The organism is Limosilactobacillus reuteri subsp. simiae, assembly GCF_020784875.1.
Taxonomy (GTDB): domain Bacteria; phylum Bacillota; class Bacilli; order Lactobacillales; family Lactobacillaceae; genus Limosilactobacillus; species Limosilactobacillus reuteri_H.
This window is the reverse complement of sequence record NZ_JAJGUI010000098.1, coordinates 1-20,864: the sequence shown is the minus strand read 5'-3', so window position 1 is coordinate 20,864 and position 20,864 is coordinate 1. Positions and strand designations below refer to the sequence as shown.

The window sequence follows — 20,864 nt, the reverse complement described above, 5'->3', positions numbered from 1 at the left end:
GAGGGTGAGGAAAAACTTTTCCGTTTTTTCCTCACCCTCTTTAACTTTTATCGCCTATTTTTGATCCATCAAATAATCATATAGCATCTCATGCTTAATCTTATCAGTGTTGTATCCTAATACCTCTGCAATCTGATAAGCAAAGGCTAAGGCAGTTGCGGGACCACGACTGGTAATGATTTTTCCGTCATTATCAACAACCGTAATATCCTCTTCAAAATTTGCTGTTGGGGCTACCTTAGCAATTTCCTCGTTAATTCCCGGGAAACAAGTATAGTTATGATTATCAAGCAAGCCATACCGAGCCAAGGCAATCGGAGCAGCACACATTGCAGCATCCCACTTATTTTCTGCATTACGTTTTTGCATCAATTTCATCAACCTATCATTATCGCGAAGCTTTTGGGCACCCCCACGACCACCAGGAAAGGCCACCACATCATAGTCGAGAAGCTGATCGCTCATTACTTCGTCACAAGTTAATTCAATCCCATGGGCGCCAGGAACATGAAGATCCTCTAATCCAACCATTGTGGTTTCAATCCCCATGCGCCGGAGAACGTCCACAATTGTAAGTCCTTCAACTTCTTCACAACCTGGTGCAAACACTACAGCAACTTTAGCCAAAATATCACCCCATCAATTATTAATTGTTGCAACTACCCGTTTCATTACACTCTTTGCTTCTGGAATTTGATAAAGCGGGTAAATATGAAACAGTCCACGACCAGTATATGAGTTTACAGTGATCCCAGCGTTACGCAATTTTTGAACAAACAAGGTCACATCAGGATATAGTATTTCCCTTGTCCCTACAAAAATGGTCACATCTCGCAACTGATCAAGATTCCCATATAAGGGACTTAAGCGATAGTCTTGATGATCTGTATCACCGGCCCACATCGTACCAATTTTTCGTAAACCATTCACTGCTAGTGTAACATCTTTATCCTCATATTTGCTAATGAGGGGATTTGTGAGGTCAAGGTCAAGCCAAGGAGAAAATAGAATGAGGTGACCAGGCTGTGGAAGTCCCTTTTTACCAAGATATTCACAAAAGCCTGCTGCTAATCCTCCACCAGCTGAATCGCCCATAATAGTTACTTTACTAGCAGGCATAAGGGTATAAATTTTACTATAAAGACTAGCAATTTCTTGGTAGGCGGTACGATAAGTAGCATGCGGTACCAATGAATAAATTGGGACATAAATCTTCGCATCCGTGGCGATTGCCAACCGGTTTAAATATTGCCAATGAGTCTTATCGGGACGTTGAATATAGGCTCCACCAGTTAGGTACATGATTACTCGTTGATTATTTCCGTGATCATTTAAGACATATGTTGTTACTTCCTGTTCTTGACGCTGAACATCAACCGTCATTACAGCAGCAGGTAAGTAGTAATCAGCTTCATTGTCAATCCATGCGTTACCCACTAAGGCATTAAATTTATTATTTTCTGCAAGATCATTTTTAAACCCGCTTAATTGAATTCCCATTTCAGTAAAGGTTGCTTTACTAGAACGATGAGCACCACATCGCCGTAACTCTCGCAAACTATTCTCAAGATTATTAGCCAAATGACTAGCAATTTGAGTATTAAATTTTTTTATTTTCTCCACTGAAACGATCGCTCCTCATTTAAAATCTTACTATTATCCTATCATGATTTAAGATTTTGTGTCTTTAAGATTACCTAAAGTCATTAGGTCGCGTTGGTGACAATGATTTTGCCAGCCCAAAGCAACAACTAAAATTAAGGCAATAACGATTAAAATTACTGCCGCAATGATAATGTCGCGATACCCATTATAAAGTATCGTACGCATGGTTGGTAAAAGCTTATCTGGAAGACTACTAGCAGTTTGGGCATTTGATAATTTATTTAGCATTCTTAAGGTAATTCCGTGGTGCGTTTGAACACCTTGAAATAGCTCCTGATTAAGAATAACGCCATAAACCGCGGACATAAGGGTCTGACTCAAAATTCGCAATAAGTATCCTAGTGAAGTAGCAATTGGCACATCCCGTAATTCAGCATCTGTTTGAACATTAATCTGTAAAATATTAAAAACAAGGCCAACACCAAACCCTTCAAAAGCACCCATGAATAAAATAAGCCAGAATGGTGTTTTTTGTCCCCCAATCATTATTCCTAAATAGGCAATAAAAATCGAAGCCGCTCCACAGGTAACAATCCAGTATTTTCCCCACCGTTCCTGCAATACCGGTACTAATTCTGAACCAATAAAGTTAGTAACCGCTCCTGGAATTTGCGTCATTCCGCCAAGCAGCGCACTTAAGCCTAAAATTCCCTGAGCCCACATTGGAATATAAGTAACAAAAGCAATAAATGAACCCCAAATTATGACGAATAAAGTAAAATCAATTACCAATTCGCGATTTTTAAACAGACGGCTAGGAACGATTGGGTCGACCGCCTTACTGTCAACTTTTATCATTCCGCCAAGCAATAAGAGACCAACAATTAATAAACAGCCCACTACTAAGCCAGAAGCTGAACCAATCAATTGAACAGCCACTAAAATTATTACTAAACTGACTACCAGTAAAGTTGCTCCAAGATAATCAACTGGTTTACCTGCAGCTTGCTTTTTCACATTCTTATAGAACAAGCTAATGATCGTAATCGCAATTAAGGCAATCGGTACATTAACATAGAAGACCCAGTGCCAGCTCAACGCGTCAACAATCCATCCACCGAGTAGGGGACCAATAATCGAAGCAGTTCCAAAACAAGCACTGGCAATTCCTAATACTTGGGCTCGTTTTTTTAGGTTGTCGTACAATTCAGCAAAAACGATAAACGGGATTGTATTCATTCCTCCAGCACCAATTCCCATTACAGTTCGCGCAATAATAAACCATAAAATATTAGGGGCTAATCCTTGAAAGATGGCTCCGACTAAAAACATGGAGGTAGCAGTAATATAGGCTTGCTTGTTTCCCTTATGCTCACCAAACTTACTCCATAATGGGGTTGCAACAGCCATTCCCAAAAGAAAAGTTGCGATGATCCACCCCATATATTGCAACCCATGAAGGTCACTGGTAATAGCTGGCAAGGCCGTATTTACAATCGTACCATCCATCCCCGCCATGATGTTAGATAATAACAACGCACCAGTAACAATTGTTCGTCGTTGTTGTAATTCCACTTTTTCATCTCCCTTAATTCTCTACGTACTAAAGAGGATGGAACAGAGCATCAAAATGCGTTGTCCCATCCTCTTGAATTACAAACTGTTTCCCATTATACGACCTTTGTCACAAAAAGTATAATGGTTATTTTTTCATTTTCTTAATGTCCTGCCCTAACTGTTGCCAGTCAGCTTTAATAGTAGGCTCCAATCGGCGGGCATAGAGTACTGCGGCCGGATGATACATCGGCATAATCCAATGCTTGTCAGTCGTCAACTCATAACCATCATGCGCATCATTAGTCCGTTGAATTTTTTCGTGGAGAAGTTGCCCATGAAGCTTACCAATATTAGCCTGACTACCAAGCAGCCGTTGTAAAGCCGTATTGCCAAGCGTAACAATAATTTTCGGCTTAACTTGAGCCAGTTCCCAATCAAACAAAGGAGAAAATGCTAAGACTTCTTTTTTAGTTGGTGTCCGGTTAGGCCGTTTTTCAATTACTTCACCTGTTTTCTTATCAATTGCCTTCTTAATACTATATGGCCGTTGACGAACTACACTAGTAATATAAACAGTTGAACGTGAATATCCGATTGATTCAATCAATTTCATCAGTTCCTGACCGGAAGCACCAGAAAAAGGAATATTTACCTTTTCTTCGTGACGACCCGGAGCCTCTCCTACTAACATCAAATCTGGATTAAGCGGTCCTTGACCAGGAGTAAAACCTGTTAATTGCCGATCCTTCGTTTTTTCTTTTACCTCTGCCAGGAGCGTTGGCGGATATTCTGCAATCATATTCTCAATCTCCTATCCATTATGTCGCCACTTAGAATCTGTAAGAATACGAGCAGCGATCAATCCCATTGGCAAGAATACAACAATCATAAGCGCCTTGGTCATCCAAAGCGTTCCTACACTAATCGAAGTTAAACCGATATTATACATTGCCCGATACATATAAAGTCCCGGGACCATAATAACAATCGATGGAACCGTGATTGAAATTTGTGGATATTGAATTTTACGTTTAACAATTGATGCCAATAACCCGGCAACTAACGCCCCTAAAAATGCGGCTGCTCCTGCCGGTATTCCGGTCAAGTCCGTTAATTCTAAGCGTAAGGTATTGGCAATCGCACCAATACAACCGGCAATAGCTGCCATTTTAGGCGTACTGTTAAACATTATTGAGAAGCCAAATACCCCACAAAAGCTAGCTGGCAGCCGGAGTAAAAAGAGCATTAATGCCGATAGGGGCAATGCTTGAAAATTCTCAGGACGCAGGTTAACCATTAATGCTACAATCCACCCAACCAATGTAGCAACTGTAATAATTGCGATTGCATAGGTCATTCGTTCAAGCCCGGACCGCATATCAAGTTTTGAAATATCAAGTCCACTAGTAATAAATGGAAATCCCGGAATAATAAACAGCATTGCGCCAATATACCCTGCTTCATGACGCGAACTTACATTAAATGTTAATTGCATCAAACTTAAAGCCAGCAGGTAAGAAAGGCACGCAACTGCAACCGCAACCGCTACTCCCGCAAATAAGGTAATGTGATGGTCAATCATCTTACGACGGACATAGTTTCCGAGGCCAGCTCCGATAAAACTACAAAACATTTCAACTGGTCCACCGCCGAGTAAAAAGACGAAGGCGCTACATGCCAGAGCGGCTGCTAGTCCTACTTGGTAAGGAGCGTAATTCCCTTTTGAGTGAGCGATTTCTTCCAAACGGGAGTGGATTTCTCCAATTGTCATCTCACTCCCATTCTGGTCAAATTCTTTAATAAATCGCTCCATCTGCGAAAGTTTTGTCGTATTTACACTTGTGCTTGGCAAAGATATTGCCTGCGTGTAACTATGGTGGGCATCCATACAGGTATATTCGAGGGAAACTAACCCAATATCGACCGAACAAGTCATTTTCAACGTCCGGGCAACTGTATTCATTGAATCACGGACTCGCCATGCCCCCGTTCCATAAGACAGCATCATTAATCCAATTCGCCCGACAATCGCTGCTCGTTCTACTAAATTAGCCTCATACGCAGGGGTGAAATTATCATTTGTAAAAAAGTCATGCCATGGAATCGCCATATGATGCTTATCAGACAAATGTTCAGTCGGCTCAAAATCATTCGCTGAGATCTCTTTATCCTTACTCAAAACCCATCCAGCTCCTCTTATCAATTCTCTTAACTATTTAATTATACGGCGGCTGTCAAGCGATGGGAGTGATTTCCTTTAATTTAGTGATTAATTGCTGTTCATCATCGCTTAAAATGTAATCCTCCCGTGTGGCAAGCGAAATAAAAAACTTTTCCGGAATTGGGTCTTTAATATCGAGGGCGACAATTCCCGGTTCATCCTTTACCGCATCTTTAACCATCAAACTAATTCCCTTATTTTGCCGTACCAACTCTTTAATCCAGGAAACATTTGGCACCTTATAAATTGCCGTTTGTGGATTAATTTGGGCATAGGTAGAATAAGCTTGGAAGGCAGCTTTATGCACATATTGTTGGTCATAATTAATAAAGATTTCATTCGTTAAGTCTTGAAAACTAACCGCCTTTTTCTTTGCAAGCGGATGATCAGCACTTACGATGATACTAAATGGTCGCGTAGTTATTAATTCCGCAAAAATACCGGTTTGATCAATTGGTGCAATTGAGCCCAACATGGCAATATCGATCTTTCCCGCTTGTAATTCACTTAGCAATTCATGAGACCCCACAGAAACAATTTTTATTCGTTGAAGAAGTTGCTTAGAAAGATTGCCGATAATGTGTGAAATATACATTTTTCCAATAATTGGCGGAAGGCCGAATTTTATTTGGCGTTGATCAGACCGTGCTATTTCTTGATGAGCAATGTCTATTTTTTTGTTTATCGCCAACGCTTTTTCATATAATAACTGCCCACTGCGCGTAATCATTTCATCCCTATGAACACGATCTTTGCGCACTAATTTTGTGTCAAATTCTTGCTCAAGGCGACGAATTGCCTGGGTAATACTAGGTTGAGAAACATTAAAATACTTTGCTACTTGCGTATAATTTTTTAATTTAACTAACATGGCAAAGTATTGTAAATCACGAGTATTCATCGTCTTAACCCTTTCTATGTCGAAATAATATCTTTATCTTACGTCAATTAAGTATTCATTTGCAATTAAGATTCTGAATATTCTTATAATGCTTGTATTCATCTTTGGCCTAACAAAAAAACTACTTGGCAAATTTCACCAAGTAGTTTTCTTTTAAGATAAATTTTTACCACATTCCAATAACTTTCATCCAAAGACTACCAATACCGATCCATACGACAAGGTAGAAAATACCAAGGACAAAGTTTAATGACCACCACTTCGATTGTGGAACATAACCTGAACCAAAGAGAACAGGAGCTGGACCAGAAGCGTAGTGAGTAGTAGATGCCATTAAGTTACCGAAGAAACCAAGCATCAAAGCTGCAAGCATTGGTGGAACATGAGCTGAAATAGCAACAGCCAAGAATGCACTATACATTGCAGTTACGTGAGCAGTAGAACTAGCAAATAAGTAATGTGAGTAGAAGTAAGCAATAATTAAGATCACTAATACCAAAATCCAGTTCATACCGTGAAGCGAGTTACCAACAGTCTTACTCAACCATGGAATAAATCCTAAAGTTGTCAATTGGCCGGCCATCATAACAAGAACAGAGAACCATGTCAAAGTGTTCCAAGCTCCCGTTTCATGAAGAACATCTTGCCAACTTAACACACCACATAAGAGTAACAACCCTAATGCGATAAATGCAGCAAGTGTTGCATCAATCCCGATAAAACTTCCGACAATCCAGAGAACTAAGGCAATAACAAAGATAACAGCCATTAATTTTTCTGGTAAAGTCATTGCTCCCATTTTAGAGAGTTCGCCTTCTGCCCATTGCTTAGCATTAGGAGTTTCCTTAATTTCAGGTGGATACATTTTGTAGATCAACCATGGAACAATGATTAAGGAAATAAGCCCTGGTACCAAGGCAGCTAAGAACCAACCAACCCAAGTAATGTTTACACCATTACTCTTGGCAAGTGTTTGAACCAATGGGTTAGCGGCCATGGCTGTCATAAACATTGCCGCAGTAATCATATCACCATGATATTCAGCAAAGATCAAGAAAGAACCGATTTTACGTTCTGTTCCTTTTTTAGGATCTGAACCAAATGATAGAGACAATGATTCAATGATTGGGTATAAAACACCACCAGCACGCGCAGTGTTACTTGGTGTAGCTGGTGCTAAAATCAAATCAACACCGATCAAGGAGTAAGCAAGCCCTAAAGTCCGCTTACCAAATGCCTTAACAAAGTTCAATGCAATCCGCCGACCAAGTCCGGTCTTAATGAATCCCCGGGCAATGAAGAAGGCCATTGCGATCATCCAAATCGATGCATTCCCAAAACCAACAATTGCTTTTTCTATTGGAACTGTCTTTGTTAAAACAGTTAAAGCAAAAGCAATAATTGAAACACCACCAATTGGAAGTGGACGGGTAATACATGCAATGATTGTAGCAACAAACAAAGCAAACATATGCCAACCAGCAACTGGAACGGCAGCTGGTTTAATAGGAGTCATAAACCATAAAATCAAGCCAATAATAACAGGCCAAATGAACCCCTTATAATTTACACTTTCTAATTTTTTCATTTCCTTATCCCTTATAGTTAAGTAATTAATTGATAATTGCTCTAGGCAGTTTCTCACTGCCCATTATTTTTTACTTTAAGCCACGGGCGTAAACAGTTACTTGTTGACCTGCTTGACGTCCAAAGACAATTGTTTCTGCAATTGAGTTACCACCAACACGGTTATTACCATGTAAACCACCAGCAACTTCACCTGCAGCGTATAATCCCTTGATTACATCCCCATTACCATCAAGCACTTGAGTCTTTGTATTAATATGAATACCACCCATAGTGTAGTGAATTGCAGGTGCAATATGAATTGCGAAGAATCCTGGCTTAGTAATTCCACGATCCATTCCTGTTGTCCGATGGAATTCTTTATCATCATGATTTTCAACAGCTTCATTCCATGTTGCAACTGTCTTCTTCAAGTTCTCAGGATCCATGTTAAGGTTCTTTGCAAGATCTTCAATCGTATCGCCATGAACAACAAGACCAACTTTATCGTAGAATTCAATTGCCTTAACATGATCACGAATACCTTGATCAAAAATCAAGTAAGCACTGTGTTCTGGAAGGGAAGTAATTGCATTAGCACAAATCTTTCGGGTATTTAATTCGTTAACAAACCGATTACCTTCAGCGTTAACCATAATTGCCCCTTCACCACGGACAGCTTCACCAATTAAGTAAACATGAGGGTTATCTTGTTGAACGGTTGGGTGAACTTGCACAAGGTCCATTTGCATTAACTCACCGCCAACGCCTTCAGCAAGCTTCAAACCATCACCAGTTGCTCCTGGTTGATTGGTAGTCTTGTAATCAGCAAGGTCAGGGCGGAACCGCTTCATGTATTCTTTAGAAGCACCAAATCCACCAGTAGCTAAGATAACAGCCTTTGCGTGAATAGTTTTAATCAGGCCATCAGCATTAGCTTCAACACCAATTACCTTACCTTCATCATCTTGTAAGAGCTTGTTAACTTTAACCTTGTTAAATACTGGAATATTTTCCTTTTGAACAACTTCCAATAAACTCTTTACTAAGAAACCACCAATTGGCGCCATACTTGCTGGACGGTGAGTACGCTTACGAGACATTCCACCAGTAATTGTAATGTCATCAAGCTTAATTCCATGATCAGCTAACCAGTCGATTGCTGGGGCTGTGTGATATACAAAGTAACCAAGCATGTCCTTATCGTTTAGACGTCCACCATCTTGGTATGTTTCGTGGTAGAAATCAGCAACGTTATCAATTACTCCATGTTGTAATTGCACGTTGGTTTCAGCGGCGTTCATTCCTGAAGAAGCCCGGTTAGTATTTCCACCAAGTTCTTCTTCCTTTTCAAGAACGACCGTCTTCATTCCCAATTCGTTTGCTTGAATTGCTGCGGAAAGACCTGTTCCACCAGAACCAATTACAATAACATCGTAATCATTATCTAATTTGCTTACAGATAATGGTTGGAATTTTTCAGCCATGATATTGCGCTCCTTTTAATTCTTAAATTTTAAATATATTAACAGTCAAAAAGAGTGGAACAAGTTCTTTTTATTGCTTATTTCCACTCTTGCCAAAATTGGCATTACTTTTAACTCATTTCTTATTTGTCACGATCAACGTTGGTCATCTTAAGCATGTCCATCCATTCATCGTATTGTTCTTCAGTAAGCTTACCAGACTTCAAAGCAGCTTCTTTTAATGTGCTACCAGCTTTATCAGCAGCTTGAGCAATCTTAGCACTGTCATGGTAACCAATGTGTGGTGACAAAGCAGTAACAGTCATCAATGAATTATCAACTAATTCTTCCATCCGCTTTTCATTAACTGTCATTCCGTGGATCATCTTGTCAGCAAATCCAGTAATTGTTCCAGTTAATAAGTCAGCTGATTCGAGGAATGCATCGATTAATACTGGCTTGTAAACATTCATTTCGAAGTTACCTTGTGATGAAGCCATTGTTACTACAGTATCGTTACCGAATACCCGTAAAGCAGCCATTGTTACAGCTTCTGCTTGAGTTGGGTTAACCTTACCTGGCATGATTGATGAACCTGGTTCGTTAGCTGGGATATTTAATTCACCGTAACCAGCACGTGGACCAGAAGCCAAGAAACGAATATCTTGAGCAAGCTTGAACATGTCAGCTGCTAATGTCTTCAAAGCACCGTGAACAACATCTAAACCAGAGTGGTTAGCTAAACCGTAAAACTTGTTTGAATCAGCAGTTAAGTTTAAGCCGTAAACTTCGCTAAGCTTTTCAGCAATCTTTTCAGGCATTCCTTCTGCAGCATTCAAACCAGTACCAACAGCAGTACCACCAATTGCCAATTCATCTAATGTTGGTTCCAAAGTCTTAATGTAATCAAGGTCATGTTCTAAGGAAGCAATGTAACCAGAAAGTTCTTGACCAAATGTCAATGGAACAGCATCTTGCAAGTGAGTACGTCCAACTTTAACAGTCTTCATGTACTTCTCTTCCTTAACCTTTAATTCATCAATTAAGTGTTGAACAGCTGGCTTCAACTTATCAAGCGCTTCTAAAGCAACTACATTCATAGCAGTTGGGAATGTATCGTTTGAACTTTGACCCTTGTTAACATCATCATTTGGTAAGATTTCAATGTCAGGGTTAATTTCATGAGCCTTGTGCGCAACAACTTCATTAGTGTTCATATTGGTTTGGGTACCAGAACCAGTTTGGTAAACCTTTAATGGGAAGTCCTTCCGCAATTCTTCATCACTTAATGCGAGTAATTCATCAATCGCCTTAACGATTAAATTACCCTTTTCTTCAGAGATAGCTTTAGTTTCCATATTAGCTTGGGCCGCTGCCTTTTTAATGTTCAATAAAGCACGGATGATTGCTAATGGCATGTATTGACCGGTTGGGAAGTTATTCCGACTCCGTTCTGTTTGTGGTCCCCATAATGCTTCAGCAGGGATTTTAACAGGACCTAACGTATCTTCTTCAGTACGGTATTCTGACATCTCAAAAACCTCCAATATATTAATTGAGCAATTTTGCCTTGTGAAATGTTACACATCATTTACACGTATATCCTACCTTGTAAGTAAAGCTATAGTCAAATCTTTAATTTTCAATAAATTTCACTTATAGCTATTGCCTTACCAACTGTTATAATAGCTTTTTTCAATTGCGTTTGCAAAAGTTTCACAAACTTCTATACAAAAAAACACCTAAGATTTTTTAATTTCTTAGATGCTTTTCTATTTTTGTCTAATAATCTGGTTTTATTATTCACAAAGATGAAAGCTGCTTGATTAATATTGAGGCTTCCAAATTTTCTCTTCTACCGCTTTCTTCGCATCGGTAATTCCATCGCCTGCTAAGCCTTGGTCGATAGCAGATTCAGCTACTCGTTCAGCCACCCGCTTAGAAAATTCTGTTAACTTAGAAACAGGAGGTAAAACAGCCGCTCCTGGTTTTTCTGGGTCAACTAAGCCGCTTAAAGCATGAGCAGCTGCAGCAAGCATATTATCATTTAATACTTTGGCTTCAGCAGCCAAGGCGCCAAAACCAACTCCAGGATAAATTAACGCATTGTTAGCTTGCCCAATTTGATAAACGGTCCCGTTATACTCGATATCTTTAACCGGAATTCCCGTCGCAATTAATGCCTTTCCATCAGTCCACTTGAGAAGGTCGGCTGCTTTTGCCTCTGCTAACTTAGTTGGGTTAGAGAGTGGGAAGATAACAGGTCGTGGAGTATGGGCTGCCATTTCCTTTACCACCGCTTCATCAAAACTTCCTGGCTGAGTGGACGTACCAATCATTACTGTTGGATGAACAGCCTTAACAACAGCAAGTAAATTAGTTAATTCATCAGCATTAGCAAATTCGCTTCGTTGACGGGTAAATGGCTTTTGCTTTGGTGTTAAGCCGGGCGTATCGTCAAACAATAATCCTTGCTTGTCAACAAGGTAGAAGTGCTTCTTTGCTTCTTCGGGTGTCAGGCCTTGACGAATCAATTCGTCATAAAGCATCTTAGCGATTCCCATTCCAGCGGTACCAGCACCGAATGTTAAGAATGTTTGATCCGTTAACTTTTCTTTTGAGATATTCATGGCTCCTAGCACACCAGCTAAGGCAATAATTCCGGTTCCTTGAATGTCATCATTAAAGGTCAAAATTTTATCCTGGTACTTATCAAGAATCCGCGCAGCCGTTCCCCGACCAAAATCTTCAAAGTGTAATAAACTCTTAGGGAACAATCCTTCAACTGCATCAACAAACTTATCGATGAAGTCAAAGTAAGGTTGTCCTTCAACCCGCTTCATCCGATTGCCAAGATAATGCGGATCCTTAAGTAATTTTTCATTATTCGTCCCAGCATCAATAGAAACCGGGAGCACTTGGGATGGATCAATCCCAGCCGCTGCTGTGTAAACCATTAATTTCCCAACAGAAATGTCAACCCCATTTACACCCCAGTCACCAATACCAAGGATTCCTTCAGCATCTGTAACAACGATGAGGCGAATATCACGACCATCAGCGGCATCAGCAAGTTCCTCTTTAATTAAGTCAGGATGCTCAATGCTCAAGTATGCAGCATCTTGCGGCTTAATGTAACGTTCATTATATTGCTCAATCGCCTCAGCAATTACGGGATCATACACAACCGGCATAAATTCCGCAATATGTTTTTCCATTAAGTAGAAGAAAAGCGTACGGTTAGTATTGAATACTTCCATCAATAGGTGACGTTGTTCAATCCGTGAGTTCTTAGATTGATATAGCCGGTAGATTTCGTCTGCCTGTTCCTCAATCGTTCTTACACAAGATGGTAACAAGCCCAATAAACCATACTTTTTTCGTTCTTCAATCGTAAAAGCAGTTCCCTTATTCTTAAAAGGGTCATTTAATATTTGCATTCCTTTACGCAACATTATCGCCTATCCTTTACCTTTTTTCTGTTTCAACATTCTTAGAGTAATTCCAGCGCTAGTTTATAGTCAAATATATGCTATGATATAAATAAAATTGATAATCCCCTTTATAATCACTGACAGAGAGGCATTTACTATGAAATTAAACGACCTAAAATATTATCAAGCACTGGTAAAATATAAAAATTTTTCGCAAGTTGCAGCAAAATTTAATGTCAGTCAACCTACTATTACAATGGCTATCCAACGACTAGAAAAAGATTTTGGCACGTCATTTTTTGTTCGTGACCATGTCCATAAACAATTGCATATCACGCCGACTGGTAAGCAATTTGCCATTCACGTTGACGTTATTTTAAACGAATTAAAGATTGCTCACCAAGAAATCAATCAAGCTGAATCATCCAGTATTCGCTTTGGGTTGCCACCTATTATCGGCAATTACTACTTTCCGCCATTGACCCCGCTATTAATGCGAGAAGGCCTTTTAAGCCACTTGGAAACCTCTGAGCATGGTTCTAAGGAAATTCTCAAGATGCTTAAACACGGCCACCTTGATTTGGCATTGCTTGGATCGCTTAACCCCCTAAAGGAAGTGGGGCTAAAAACTACTGAACTAGCTGAGTATCCCTTTAAGATTATCGTTAGCAAGCGTCATCCCCTCGCTGCTAAAAAGGAGATTGATTTTGCTACTCTTAAAAATGAACGCTTTATTGTTCCTGATACTGAATTCTTTCATGAGCAGGCTTTTAAGCAAATCTCTCATTTAGCTCATTTTCGTCCCCAAGTCATCTACCGAACCGCTGACATTCACGTTATCAAAACCATGGTTGCAGAAAATCTTGGAATTGCTTATTTAACAAGTTTGGCGATTACCCCAGAAGATAATATCCATTCCATAAATGTTACTAGCCCGTTAAAACAATCGTTCCGTCTGTCAGCTGTTACTCGTTCAACTGAATTATTAACAGCTCCCAAGCAAAAACTATGGGATCTTTTAACTACAAAAAAGGAATGACAAATAACTGTCTAATACGGTGGCTATTTGTCATTCCTTTTTATTATTTCTCTTTTTCAATCTTAATTGTTTTAATAATAACGTCTTTTTCAGGCTTATCCATCGCATCTCGCTTAACTTTGCTGATCTTTTCGACAACATCCATTCCGGATAATACTTGGCCAAATACGGTGTGATGGAAGTCAAGCCACGGTGTACCACCATGTTTTTCGTAATAATCAATAATCTGCTGCGGGTACCCAACGGCCTTCATTTGATCAATCATATTTTCTGGAACATGTTCATTAGTGACAATAAAGAATTGACTGCCATTTGTGTTCGGACCAGCATTAGCCATTGACAGAGCACCGGTAAAGTTAAATAATTCTTCAGAAAATTCGTCTTCAAATGGGTGACCATAAATACTTTCACCACCACGTCCGGTTCCAGTTGGGTCGCCACCTTGAATCATAAAATCAGGAATAACCCGGTGAAAAATTACATCGTCATAATAATTTTTCTCTGCTAATTTAACAAAGTTTTCAACCGTTTTAGGTGCGTACTTTGGAAAAAGTTGGGCCGTAATTGTTCCCATTGTAGTTTCAATTACTGCTTTTGGTCCTTTAACCTCATCCAATGATAATTGGGGATATTTCATAAATAAAGCCTCCTCTTTTCTCTTCTAAACCTCTCTAACTATCTTAGCAGGAATATGAAGGAAAAGACAATTATTAGTCCTCGCTAACACGTAATACACAAGCTCCCTTAATATCGCCATGTTTAACATAGCGTAATGCTTCATCAGCCTTTGCTAGTGGATATTCATGTACTTCAGGATGGATATTGAGACGGTCAGCTAATGTTAAGAATTCTTCCCCATCACGACGGGTATTACTCTCAACACTCGTTAATGTCTTTTCGTGGAATATTTCTTTTTGGTAATTCATCGTTGGAATATCAGTCATATGAATACCAGCTAATGCTAAAGTCCCGCCTGGAACTAAACTTGCTAAAGCCGGTAATACCATATCACCAACTGGCGCAAAAATGATTGACGAATCCAAAGGAACCGGCGCAGGGTCATAGGATCCTTGAACAGAAGCACATCCCAATTCCAGGGCGAATTTCTTTGCATCCTCACCACGCGTAAAGACATGCACTTCAATTCCCTGTGCGAGTGCAATCTGGGCCGTAATGTGCGCTGAGCCACCGAAGCCATATAGCCCTAGACGGCCACCAGCGGGAACATTGGCTCGCTCAAAAGCCCGATAACCAATAATCCCTGCACATAATAATGGAGCTGCCTCTAGGGAATCAAACTTTTCCGGAAGCCGATATGCAAATCCTTCTGGAACCGTGACGTATTCTGCATAACCGCCATCATGATCCCAACCGGTATAAAGTGAATGAGGACAGAGATTCTCATGACCCGAGCGACAAAACTTGCATACCCCACAAGCATGCCGGAACCATGGAATCCCAATTCGCTCCCCAAGCTTAAATCGTTGTGTCTCTGGTCCAAAGCCGACAACTTTACCAACAATCTCATGACCTGGAGTAACGTGTTCGTGGTGAACCGGCAAATCTCCTTCTGTCACATGTAAATCTGTATGACATACCCCACACGTTAATACCTTAACAAGGACTTCACCCCGTTTAGGAGTTGGCACAGGCTTTTCGGTAAATTCGATTGGTGATTTTTTACCATCAATCGGCCCAGGAGTTGTGACTGCCCAGGCCTTCATTGTTTTCGGAATAGCATTTTCGCGTTTTTCCATCCTTAAAGACCTCGATTAAATATATATTTCATTCTTTATTGTAATGCTTTTTATTCATAAGAGTGCCGTATTTTTTCAATTTGACGAGACCATTGATCCTTAAATTTTGGAATGTTTAACGGCTCATTAATAGCCGGATCATCTTTTGCCGCTTGGGTCAGCCCTTCTACTCCGCCGATATCATCCAAGATTCCATTTCCAAAACCACTAACAATTTGGGGACTGGTATGAGCCGGCAATCGTTTAGGCTTTACTTCCTCAAATCTAATTTTAAAGTTCCACATATCGCCAAAGTCATATATTAGGTCATATTCATGGTCAAGATTACAATCGCCTACCCAACTTTGGGTAATATCTTTTGATTGACCAAAGCCACTATCAAGAATCGGCAACTGATAGTGAGTATTTCCCTGATGCAGTTCAAATAAGTGATGCCCGTCCGCGTTAAAGGCTGCTAAAATTGCAAAGCACAACATATCGAGGCGCATATCACCGCTGACGGTAAATCGCCGCCACATTTTAGGATGATAATCACTTAGCTCAACATAAATCGTATATTGTTTATTAACATATTGGATTGCATGCTCGCGTTGATTTCTTACTTGCCGCTGCATATCACGAATTATACGTTGTAGGTGGTACATCCGCTGTTTAGAACCAAGATCTTTTATCCCCTGACTAATTGCTTGAACAAACAAATCGTAGTCCTCACTAGAGAAAAGATCTTCTGCCCGTAAAAACTTTCCAAATTCGCGAAAGGCATCACTTTTAGAATGAAAGCCGGTATCAGTCGGACGATCATTATGTAGTTTTTCATAGTTAATTAAATAGTGATAGACCAAGGTAATATCGTCAAGAACAGATTCACCGAGTGCCTCACAGTAGCCGATATAATCTGCAGCACAATCTAAATCTCGATCAACGATGCTCTCGCTCTTTCCACGATTTTCTAAATAATCTTGATAATCATCCAAAATCTTTTCTCCCACCGCCGTTGCATTCATGATATCGTTAATTGAAAGTGAGCGGTAAAGATAGCGCCGGTTATGTTCATTAAGTTTAGGATGAGTAGCCACCTTAAAGTCCGTAACTGAATAGTCTTCAAAAATATCCATTACAACATATTCTTCATCCGTTGTCTTATTGGTAATACGTGTCTGTTCCGCTAATTGAAGTGCAATTTCAGCATTAGTCGGATCTTTTTCCCAGTCAATAATTGAATTAGGCCCCATCATAAGGTTCTGATACATCTGTAATTGCTGTTGAGTTTCTGGTTGAATTTGGCGTGTAAATACTACTTTACTAAATTGTGCGTCACGAATCATCCTAATTTTTGCATGAGGAATTGGCGAAACTTCTAACAACCTTAAGAATTCACGCTTAAATGCCGCAATAAAAGATCGTGAGTCATTAAAGCGTTGAGGATAGCGTACAATAATTGGCAACGACATTAAGTTATTCATAATAATCATGAATTCCCCAGTAACACGAATTGTCCAAACATTTGTCTCTAATAGATCAGATGGAGCAATCACCTGTGAATTAATATGCAAATGTTGGGCAAGTGAATTTTCCACTGCAATAATCACCCTATCAACCCCTCCTATAATTTCGCTTATATTAATTTTATTTTGAAAAGCATTATTTATCAACTTAATCAAACCATATTTACAAATAAATTAGAAGATTTAAAATAAGACATAAGTATTGTCTCTGAAAGGATGCGCAACTTTTGATTAATCAAAATCTCGATATCTTTGACTTACGAAAAATTCAAATCAATAAAACCAAAGCTGAATTGGAAAATAATGGTAAACGGCAGCAAAAAGTAGTCTCTAGTGACATGTTAGGAACCTTCACACCAGTTGATCGGGACCCCGTTAAAATAATTCAGATCACTGAAGCTAACATGATCCCCGAGTTGCTTCCATTGCGCCACCAAAGAATGATTGCCAGTCGCTTTTCATTTTTCCGTGGAACTGCTGAATTAATGGAACACGACCTTAAACGACAGGCTCAAACCAATCTTCCCATAATTATCTGCGGGGATGCTCATGTAAATAATTTTGGCTTTTACGCCTCCCCTGAACGCAAGCTTCTCTTTGGCCTTAATGACTTTGATGAAGCCCGAATCGGAAATTGGGAAAGTGATTTGAAACGGTTATTAGTTAGTGCTGAACTGGCAGGAGAAGAGAACGGTTTTGATCGCAATGACCTTTACCACCTCCTTCAATTAACGACTAAGACCTACCGCCATACTATCAAAAGCGCCAATAAGATGAGCCTTTCCCAACTGTTTTATTTTTCATTTGCCTATGAAGACATGGGGAAAGCGATTGAGTCTTTTGGTGATATTTCAACGCAAATGCAAACAGTCCTTAATAAGGTTCTTAAAAAGAGTCAGCGTAGCAATTCAGAAGAAATAATCCAAAAAATGGCGACTATCAATAATCAAGGGCACCTTGTTTTTCGGGATAATCCACCACGCGCACGTCATCTTAGTGCTGTGCGTTATCAACAGATTGTTAAAGGATATAACAAATATCGCGAAAATGTTCGGCAAGATGTTCGAGTCCTTTTAGCAAACTTTCACATTTCTGATATTATCCGCTACAGTGTCGGGGTTGGCAGTTTCGGAACACGATGTTACTTAATCATGCTTACTGGCAACGATAATAGTCACATCGTTCTACAAGTCAAAGAAGCTATGCCATTGCGTTATAATTTGCTTTCCCTCCCTGTACAGCAAGCAATTAGAAATGGGGGAATTGCTGGTCAAAGAATTGTAACAGCACAACGGGTTCTCCAATCCTCATCCGATCGTTTTTTAGGAAGTACAACTTTTGGTGGCCGTAGTTATTACATTCGACAGTTCCGGGATATGAAAGAATCAATTAATGTTAATAAACTTGACTTTGAAAGTTTTCAATTCTACTGCCAGACGTGTGCTTACTTGCTAGCGATGGCTCATTTTCAAAGCCCCACCGCACCAATGATCCGTGGTTATTTAAAGCACCAAAAGATATTAGATACTCTTTTACCAAATTGGGCTTTAAAGTATGTAGATCAGGTCACAGCAGACTATGGACAATTCAAATTGGCAATCGCTAAAGGAAAATTAATAAATTAACTGTAATTAAAGAAGGACTTGCATTCATCGTTTTGCAAGTCCTTCTTTAATACTATTTATGTTCGTTTAATTTTTGCCGATATTCCGCTCTCGTCATTTTAACGGGAGCATCTTTTTGTTCTTTTGCAACTCTTTTCTGTGATGACTTAGGCTTATTTTTCTTGGTAATTTTGATTTCACCATAACTTGTTGAAATAGTAGTATAAAGCGGTTGTTTTAGAGGTTGATGATTTTTCTCTTCTAATTCAACTGCTTTTTTAGCATTTTCCAAATTATTACGGGCTGCTTTTACGTTTTCCTTTGCCACTAACAGATTAGCAGAAATCCTGTCTAAATTATTTTGAACGTTTTTCAACAATTGACTGCTTGTTTCAATTGTTGTCCGGTCGCCAATCGTTTGAACACCGGCAAATGTACTTTGAGCAGAAAGTACTGCTTGTTTTGCTTCACGGTACTTTTGATTAAACTTTTCATAGGATTGCTGAGCTTGCTCATAAGTCACTCGCGCCTGCTTTAACGCCATATTTACATCAGCCATATTTTTCCCTCACTTTTTGGATATAAACTAAAAGGCTGTGGCAAAGCAAACCTTCGTCACAACCCTCTAGTATGTCCGAGCAAATTATAAAATTAAATCCAAGCTAATAATTGCAAAATATAATTATTAGTATTCGCGTTTCTTACCAGCTAAGCCAAGGCCAAACATAGCAGCCGCAGCACCTAATGCGATTGCAGCAACGCCATTTTCGTTACCAGTTTGTGGTAATGTTTCATCCTTAGTACCGTTTTGGTTGTTGGCAGCCTTGTATTCAGCACGAGTTACGCTAGTAGTTGCAGTAGCTTTCTTGTCAGCTGGTGTAGCAACAGTAGCTTCACTCTTCTTAGTGTCGTTTACAACTGCGCCGTTATCCTTAACAGTGTCGTTGGTCTTTTGATCCTTGTTTGAATCACCCTTGTTGGTGTTGTCGTCACCTTTGTTGGTGTTGTCATCACCCTTGTTGGTGTTGTCATCACCCTTGTTGGTGTTGTCGTCACCTTTGTTGGTGTTGTCGTCACCTTTGTTGGTGTTGTCATCACCCTTGTTGGTGTTGTCGTCACCTTTGTTGGTGTTGTCGTCACCTTTGTTGGTGTTGTCGTCACCTTTGTTGGTGTTGTCATCACCTTTGTTGGTGTTGTCATCACCCTTGTTGGTGTTGTCGTCACCTTTGTTGGTGTTGTCGTCACCTTTGTTAGTGTTGTCAGCAGCCTTCTTAGCAGCTTCAAGGTTAGCCTTTGCTAAGTCTAAGTTAGCTTGAGCATTCTTCAAGTTAGCTAATGCATTGTCATAGTTAGTTTGAGCAAGCTTTTGAGCATCTTCTGCATCCTTAACAGCTGGGAAGTCACTAAAGTCACCATTGTTTACGCGATCAAGAATTGCCTTAGCTGCATCAGCATTCTTTTGAGCATCTTGGTACTTAGCTTCAGCAGCATCCTTGGCAGCATTAGCATCCTTAACAAGGTTGTTAAAGACATCTTGAGCTGCTTGAATCTTGTTCAAGGTAGCAGTCTTGTCAGCTGGTGTAGTTGGGTTAAGGTAGTAATCCTTAAGAGCACTTACTAATGCTTCGGCTGCATCAGTTTGTGGTGCATTGTAACCGTAAACCTTTTGAACCTTGTTAAGCATAGCTTGAGCAGCATTCAATGCGTTTTCTGCATGGTCAGCCTTTAATTCGTTGTATGCTGCAGCAGCATCAGTAGCGAATTCATTGTTTTGATTGAAGGTATCTTGAGCCTTCTTAGTAGCAGCCTTAGCATCTTCTAATGACTTAGTTGCATCATTAACCTTAGCAGTTGCGTCATCGTATGCCTTTTGAGCATCAGCAACTTTTTGGTTTTGCTTTGCAAGAGCAGCCTTAGCATCTTCAAGCTTTGCACCTGCTTGGTTAGCCGCAGCTGAAGCATCATCATATGCCTTTTGAAGAGCAGCTACGTCAGGGTTAGTAGTACCTAACTGGTCAGCAGCAGCAGTTTGAGCATTCATAGCTTCATCATAAGCAGCTTGAGCTTTTTGTTGAGCAGCTTGAGCGTTTGCAAAGTCTTCGCTAGCCTTGTTTACGTTAGCACTAGCAGTTGCATAAGCCTTAGCAGCAGCTAACTTATCTGCAGCAGCAGTTTGAGCATTTACAGCAGTATCATGAGCATCTTGAGC

At 39.9% G+C, this 20,864-nt stretch carries 17 protein-coding genes; 2 read left to right on the top strand and 15 right to left on the bottom strand.

The genetic code is table 11. The features are described 5' to 3' along the window. Window positions 1–54: 54 nt before the first annotated feature. The 10 genes from LMC10_RS04780 to LMC10_RS04735 all read right to left on the bottom strand — a co-directional run bounded on the left by LMC10_RS04780 (window position 55) and on the right by LMC10_RS04735 (window position 12,771). Window positions 55–627 carry a DJ-1 family glyoxalase III gene (locus tag LMC10_RS04780; RefSeq protein ID WP_172468132.1) on the bottom strand — a complete coding sequence of 191 codons (573 nt, stop codon included), beginning with the start codon at window positions 625–627 and terminating at the stop codon, window positions 55–57. A gap of 12 nt (window positions 628–639) precedes the next feature. Continuing rightward, window positions 640–1,623, bottom strand: coding sequence for an alpha/beta hydrolase (locus tag LMC10_RS04775; RefSeq protein WP_229269099.1), 984 nt, complete (start codon window positions 1,621–1,623; stop codon window positions 640–642). A 48-nt stretch (window positions 1,624–1,671) separates the two neighbouring features. After that, window positions 1,672–3,180 carry an MFS transporter gene (locus LMC10_RS04770; RefSeq protein ID WP_229269098.1) on the bottom strand — a complete coding sequence of 503 codons (1,509 nt, stop codon included), beginning with the start codon at window positions 3,178–3,180 and terminating at the stop codon, window positions 1,672–1,674. A 127-nt stretch (window positions 3,181–3,307) separates the two neighbouring features. Next, window positions 3,308–3,961: a uracil-DNA glycosylase gene (locus LMC10_RS04765; RefSeq protein ID WP_229269097.1), complete on the bottom strand. Its 654-nt coding sequence runs from the start codon at window positions 3,959–3,961 to the stop codon at window positions 3,308–3,310. Between the two features lie 12 nt (window positions 3,962–3,973). Next, the gene (locus tag LMC10_RS04760) at window positions 3,974–5,341 is read right to left on the bottom strand and encodes a threonine/serine exporter family protein (protein WP_003668849.1); all 1,368 of its coding nucleotides are present in this window, start codon (window positions 5,339–5,341) and stop codon (window positions 3,974–3,976) included. A 55-nt stretch (window positions 5,342–5,396) separates the two neighbouring features. After that, complete coding sequence (locus LMC10_RS04755) at window positions 5,397–6,284, bottom strand: LysR family transcriptional regulator (protein WP_229269096.1); 888 nt, start codon at window positions 6,282–6,284, stop codon at window positions 5,397–5,399. 166 nt (window positions 6,285–6,450) lie between these two features. Then, window positions 6,451–7,872, bottom strand: a complete 1,422-nt coding sequence (locus LMC10_RS04750; protein ID WP_229269095.1) for an anion permease — start codon at window positions 7,870–7,872, stop codon at window positions 6,451–6,453. Window positions 7,873–7,942: 70 nt separating this feature from the next. Next, the gene (locus tag LMC10_RS04745) at window positions 7,943–9,337 is read right to left on the bottom strand and encodes a flavocytochrome c (protein ID WP_153703167.1); all 1,395 of its coding nucleotides are present in this window, start codon (window positions 9,335–9,337) and stop codon (window positions 7,943–7,945) included. 122 nt (window positions 9,338–9,459) lie between these two features. Further along, complete coding sequence (locus LMC10_RS04740) at window positions 9,460–10,848, bottom strand: class II fumarate hydratase (protein WP_003668857.1); 1,389 nt, start codon at window positions 10,846–10,848, stop codon at window positions 9,460–9,462. 294 nt (window positions 10,849–11,142) lie between these two features. After that, window positions 11,143–12,771 carry a malolactic enzyme gene (locus LMC10_RS04735; RefSeq protein ID WP_229269094.1) on the bottom strand — a complete coding sequence of 543 codons (1,629 nt, stop codon included), beginning with the start codon at window positions 12,769–12,771 and terminating at the stop codon, window positions 11,143–11,145. Window positions 12,772–12,907: 136 nt separating this feature from the next. On the opposite strand from LMC10_RS04735, the gene LMC10_RS04730 reads away from it, so the two are divergent. Then, the gene (locus tag LMC10_RS04730) at window positions 12,908–13,789 is read left to right on the top strand and encodes a LysR family transcriptional regulator (RefSeq protein WP_003670718.1); all 882 of its coding nucleotides are present in this window, start codon (window positions 12,908–12,910) and stop codon (window positions 13,787–13,789) included. Window positions 13,790–13,832: 43 nt separating this feature from the next. Here LMC10_RS04730 and LMC10_RS04725 read toward each other — a convergent pair whose 3' ends face one another. The 3 genes from LMC10_RS04725 to LMC10_RS04715 all read right to left on the bottom strand — a co-directional run bounded on the left by LMC10_RS04725 (window position 13,833) and on the right by LMC10_RS04715 (window position 17,135). Then, a complete protein-coding gene (locus LMC10_RS04725) occupies window positions 13,833–14,426 on the bottom strand; it encodes a peptidylprolyl isomerase (protein ID WP_229269093.1) in 594 nt (197 codons plus the stop codon). Window positions 14,427–14,499: 73 nt separating this feature from the next. Further along, window positions 14,500–15,546, bottom strand: coding sequence for a zinc-dependent alcohol dehydrogenase family protein (locus LMC10_RS04720; RefSeq protein WP_152719111.1), 1,047 nt, complete (start codon window positions 15,544–15,546; stop codon window positions 14,500–14,502). Window positions 15,547–15,596: 50 nt separating this feature from the next. Continuing rightward, the gene (locus LMC10_RS04715) at window positions 15,597–17,135 is read right to left on the bottom strand and encodes an IS1096 element passenger TnpR family protein (protein ID WP_229269092.1); all 1,539 of its coding nucleotides are present in this window, start codon (window positions 17,133–17,135) and stop codon (window positions 15,597–15,599) included. Between the two features lie 143 nt (window positions 17,136–17,278). On the opposite strand from LMC10_RS04715, the gene LMC10_RS04710 reads away from it, so the two are divergent. Further along, window positions 17,279–18,676 (top strand): DUF2252 domain-containing protein, encoded by a 1,398-nt coding sequence (locus tag LMC10_RS04710; protein WP_229269091.1) that lies wholly within the window; start codon window positions 17,279–17,281, stop codon window positions 18,674–18,676. Window positions 18,677–18,728: 52 nt separating this feature from the next. Here the strand turns inward: LMC10_RS04710 and LMC10_RS04705 are convergent, their stop codons facing one another. Both LMC10_RS04705 and LMC10_RS04700 read right to left on the bottom strand, forming a co-directional pair. Beyond that, complete coding sequence (locus LMC10_RS04705; RefSeq protein WP_229269090.1) at window positions 18,729–19,214, bottom strand: hypothetical protein; 486 nt, start codon at window positions 19,212–19,214, stop codon at window positions 18,729–18,731. A 126-nt stretch (window positions 19,215–19,340) separates the two neighbouring features. Beyond that, on the bottom strand, window positions 19,341–20,864 hold a 1,524-nt coding region (locus LMC10_RS04700; protein WP_229269089.1), incomplete at its 5' end, for an LPXTG cell wall anchor domain-containing protein.

Excerpts from the sequence above, each read along its gene's own strand:
- LMC10_RS04725 (WP_229269093.1), bottom strand. The coding sequence starts at position 14,426 with ATGAAATATCCCCAATTATCATTGGATGAGGTTAAAGGACCAAAAGCA.
- LMC10_RS04720 (WP_152719111.1), bottom strand. The coding sequence starts at position 15,546 with ATGGAAAAACGCGAAAATGCTATTCCGAAAACAATGAAGGCCTGGGCA.
- LMC10_RS04735 (WP_229269094.1), bottom strand. The coding sequence starts at position 12,771 with ATGTTGCGTAAAGGAATGCAAATATTAAATGACCCTTTTAAGAATAAG.
- LMC10_RS04730 (WP_003670718.1), top strand. The coding sequence starts at position 12,908 with ATGAAATTAAACGACCTAAAATATTATCAAGCACTGGTAAAATATAAA.
- LMC10_RS04750 (WP_229269095.1), bottom strand. The coding sequence starts at position 7,872 with ATGAAAAAATTAGAAAGTGTAAATTATAAGGGGTTCATTTGGCCTGTT.
- LMC10_RS04745 (WP_153703167.1), bottom strand. The coding sequence starts at position 9,337 with ATGGCTGAAAAATTCCAACCATTATCTGTAAGCAAATTAGATAATGAT.
- LMC10_RS04755 (WP_229269096.1), bottom strand. The coding sequence starts at position 6,284 with ATGAATACTCGTGATTTACAATACTTTGCCATGTTAGTTAAATTAAAA.
- LMC10_RS04705 (WP_229269090.1), bottom strand. The coding sequence starts at position 19,214 with ATGGCTGATGTAAATATGGCGTTAAAGCAGGCGCGAGTGACTTATGAG.
- LMC10_RS04765 (WP_229269097.1), bottom strand. The coding sequence starts at position 3,961 with ATGATTGCAGAATATCCGCCAACGCTCCTGGCAGAGGTAAAAGAAAAA.
- LMC10_RS04740 (WP_003668857.1), bottom strand. The coding sequence starts at position 10,848 with ATGTCAGAATACCGTACTGAAGAAGATACGTTAGGTCCTGTTAAAATC.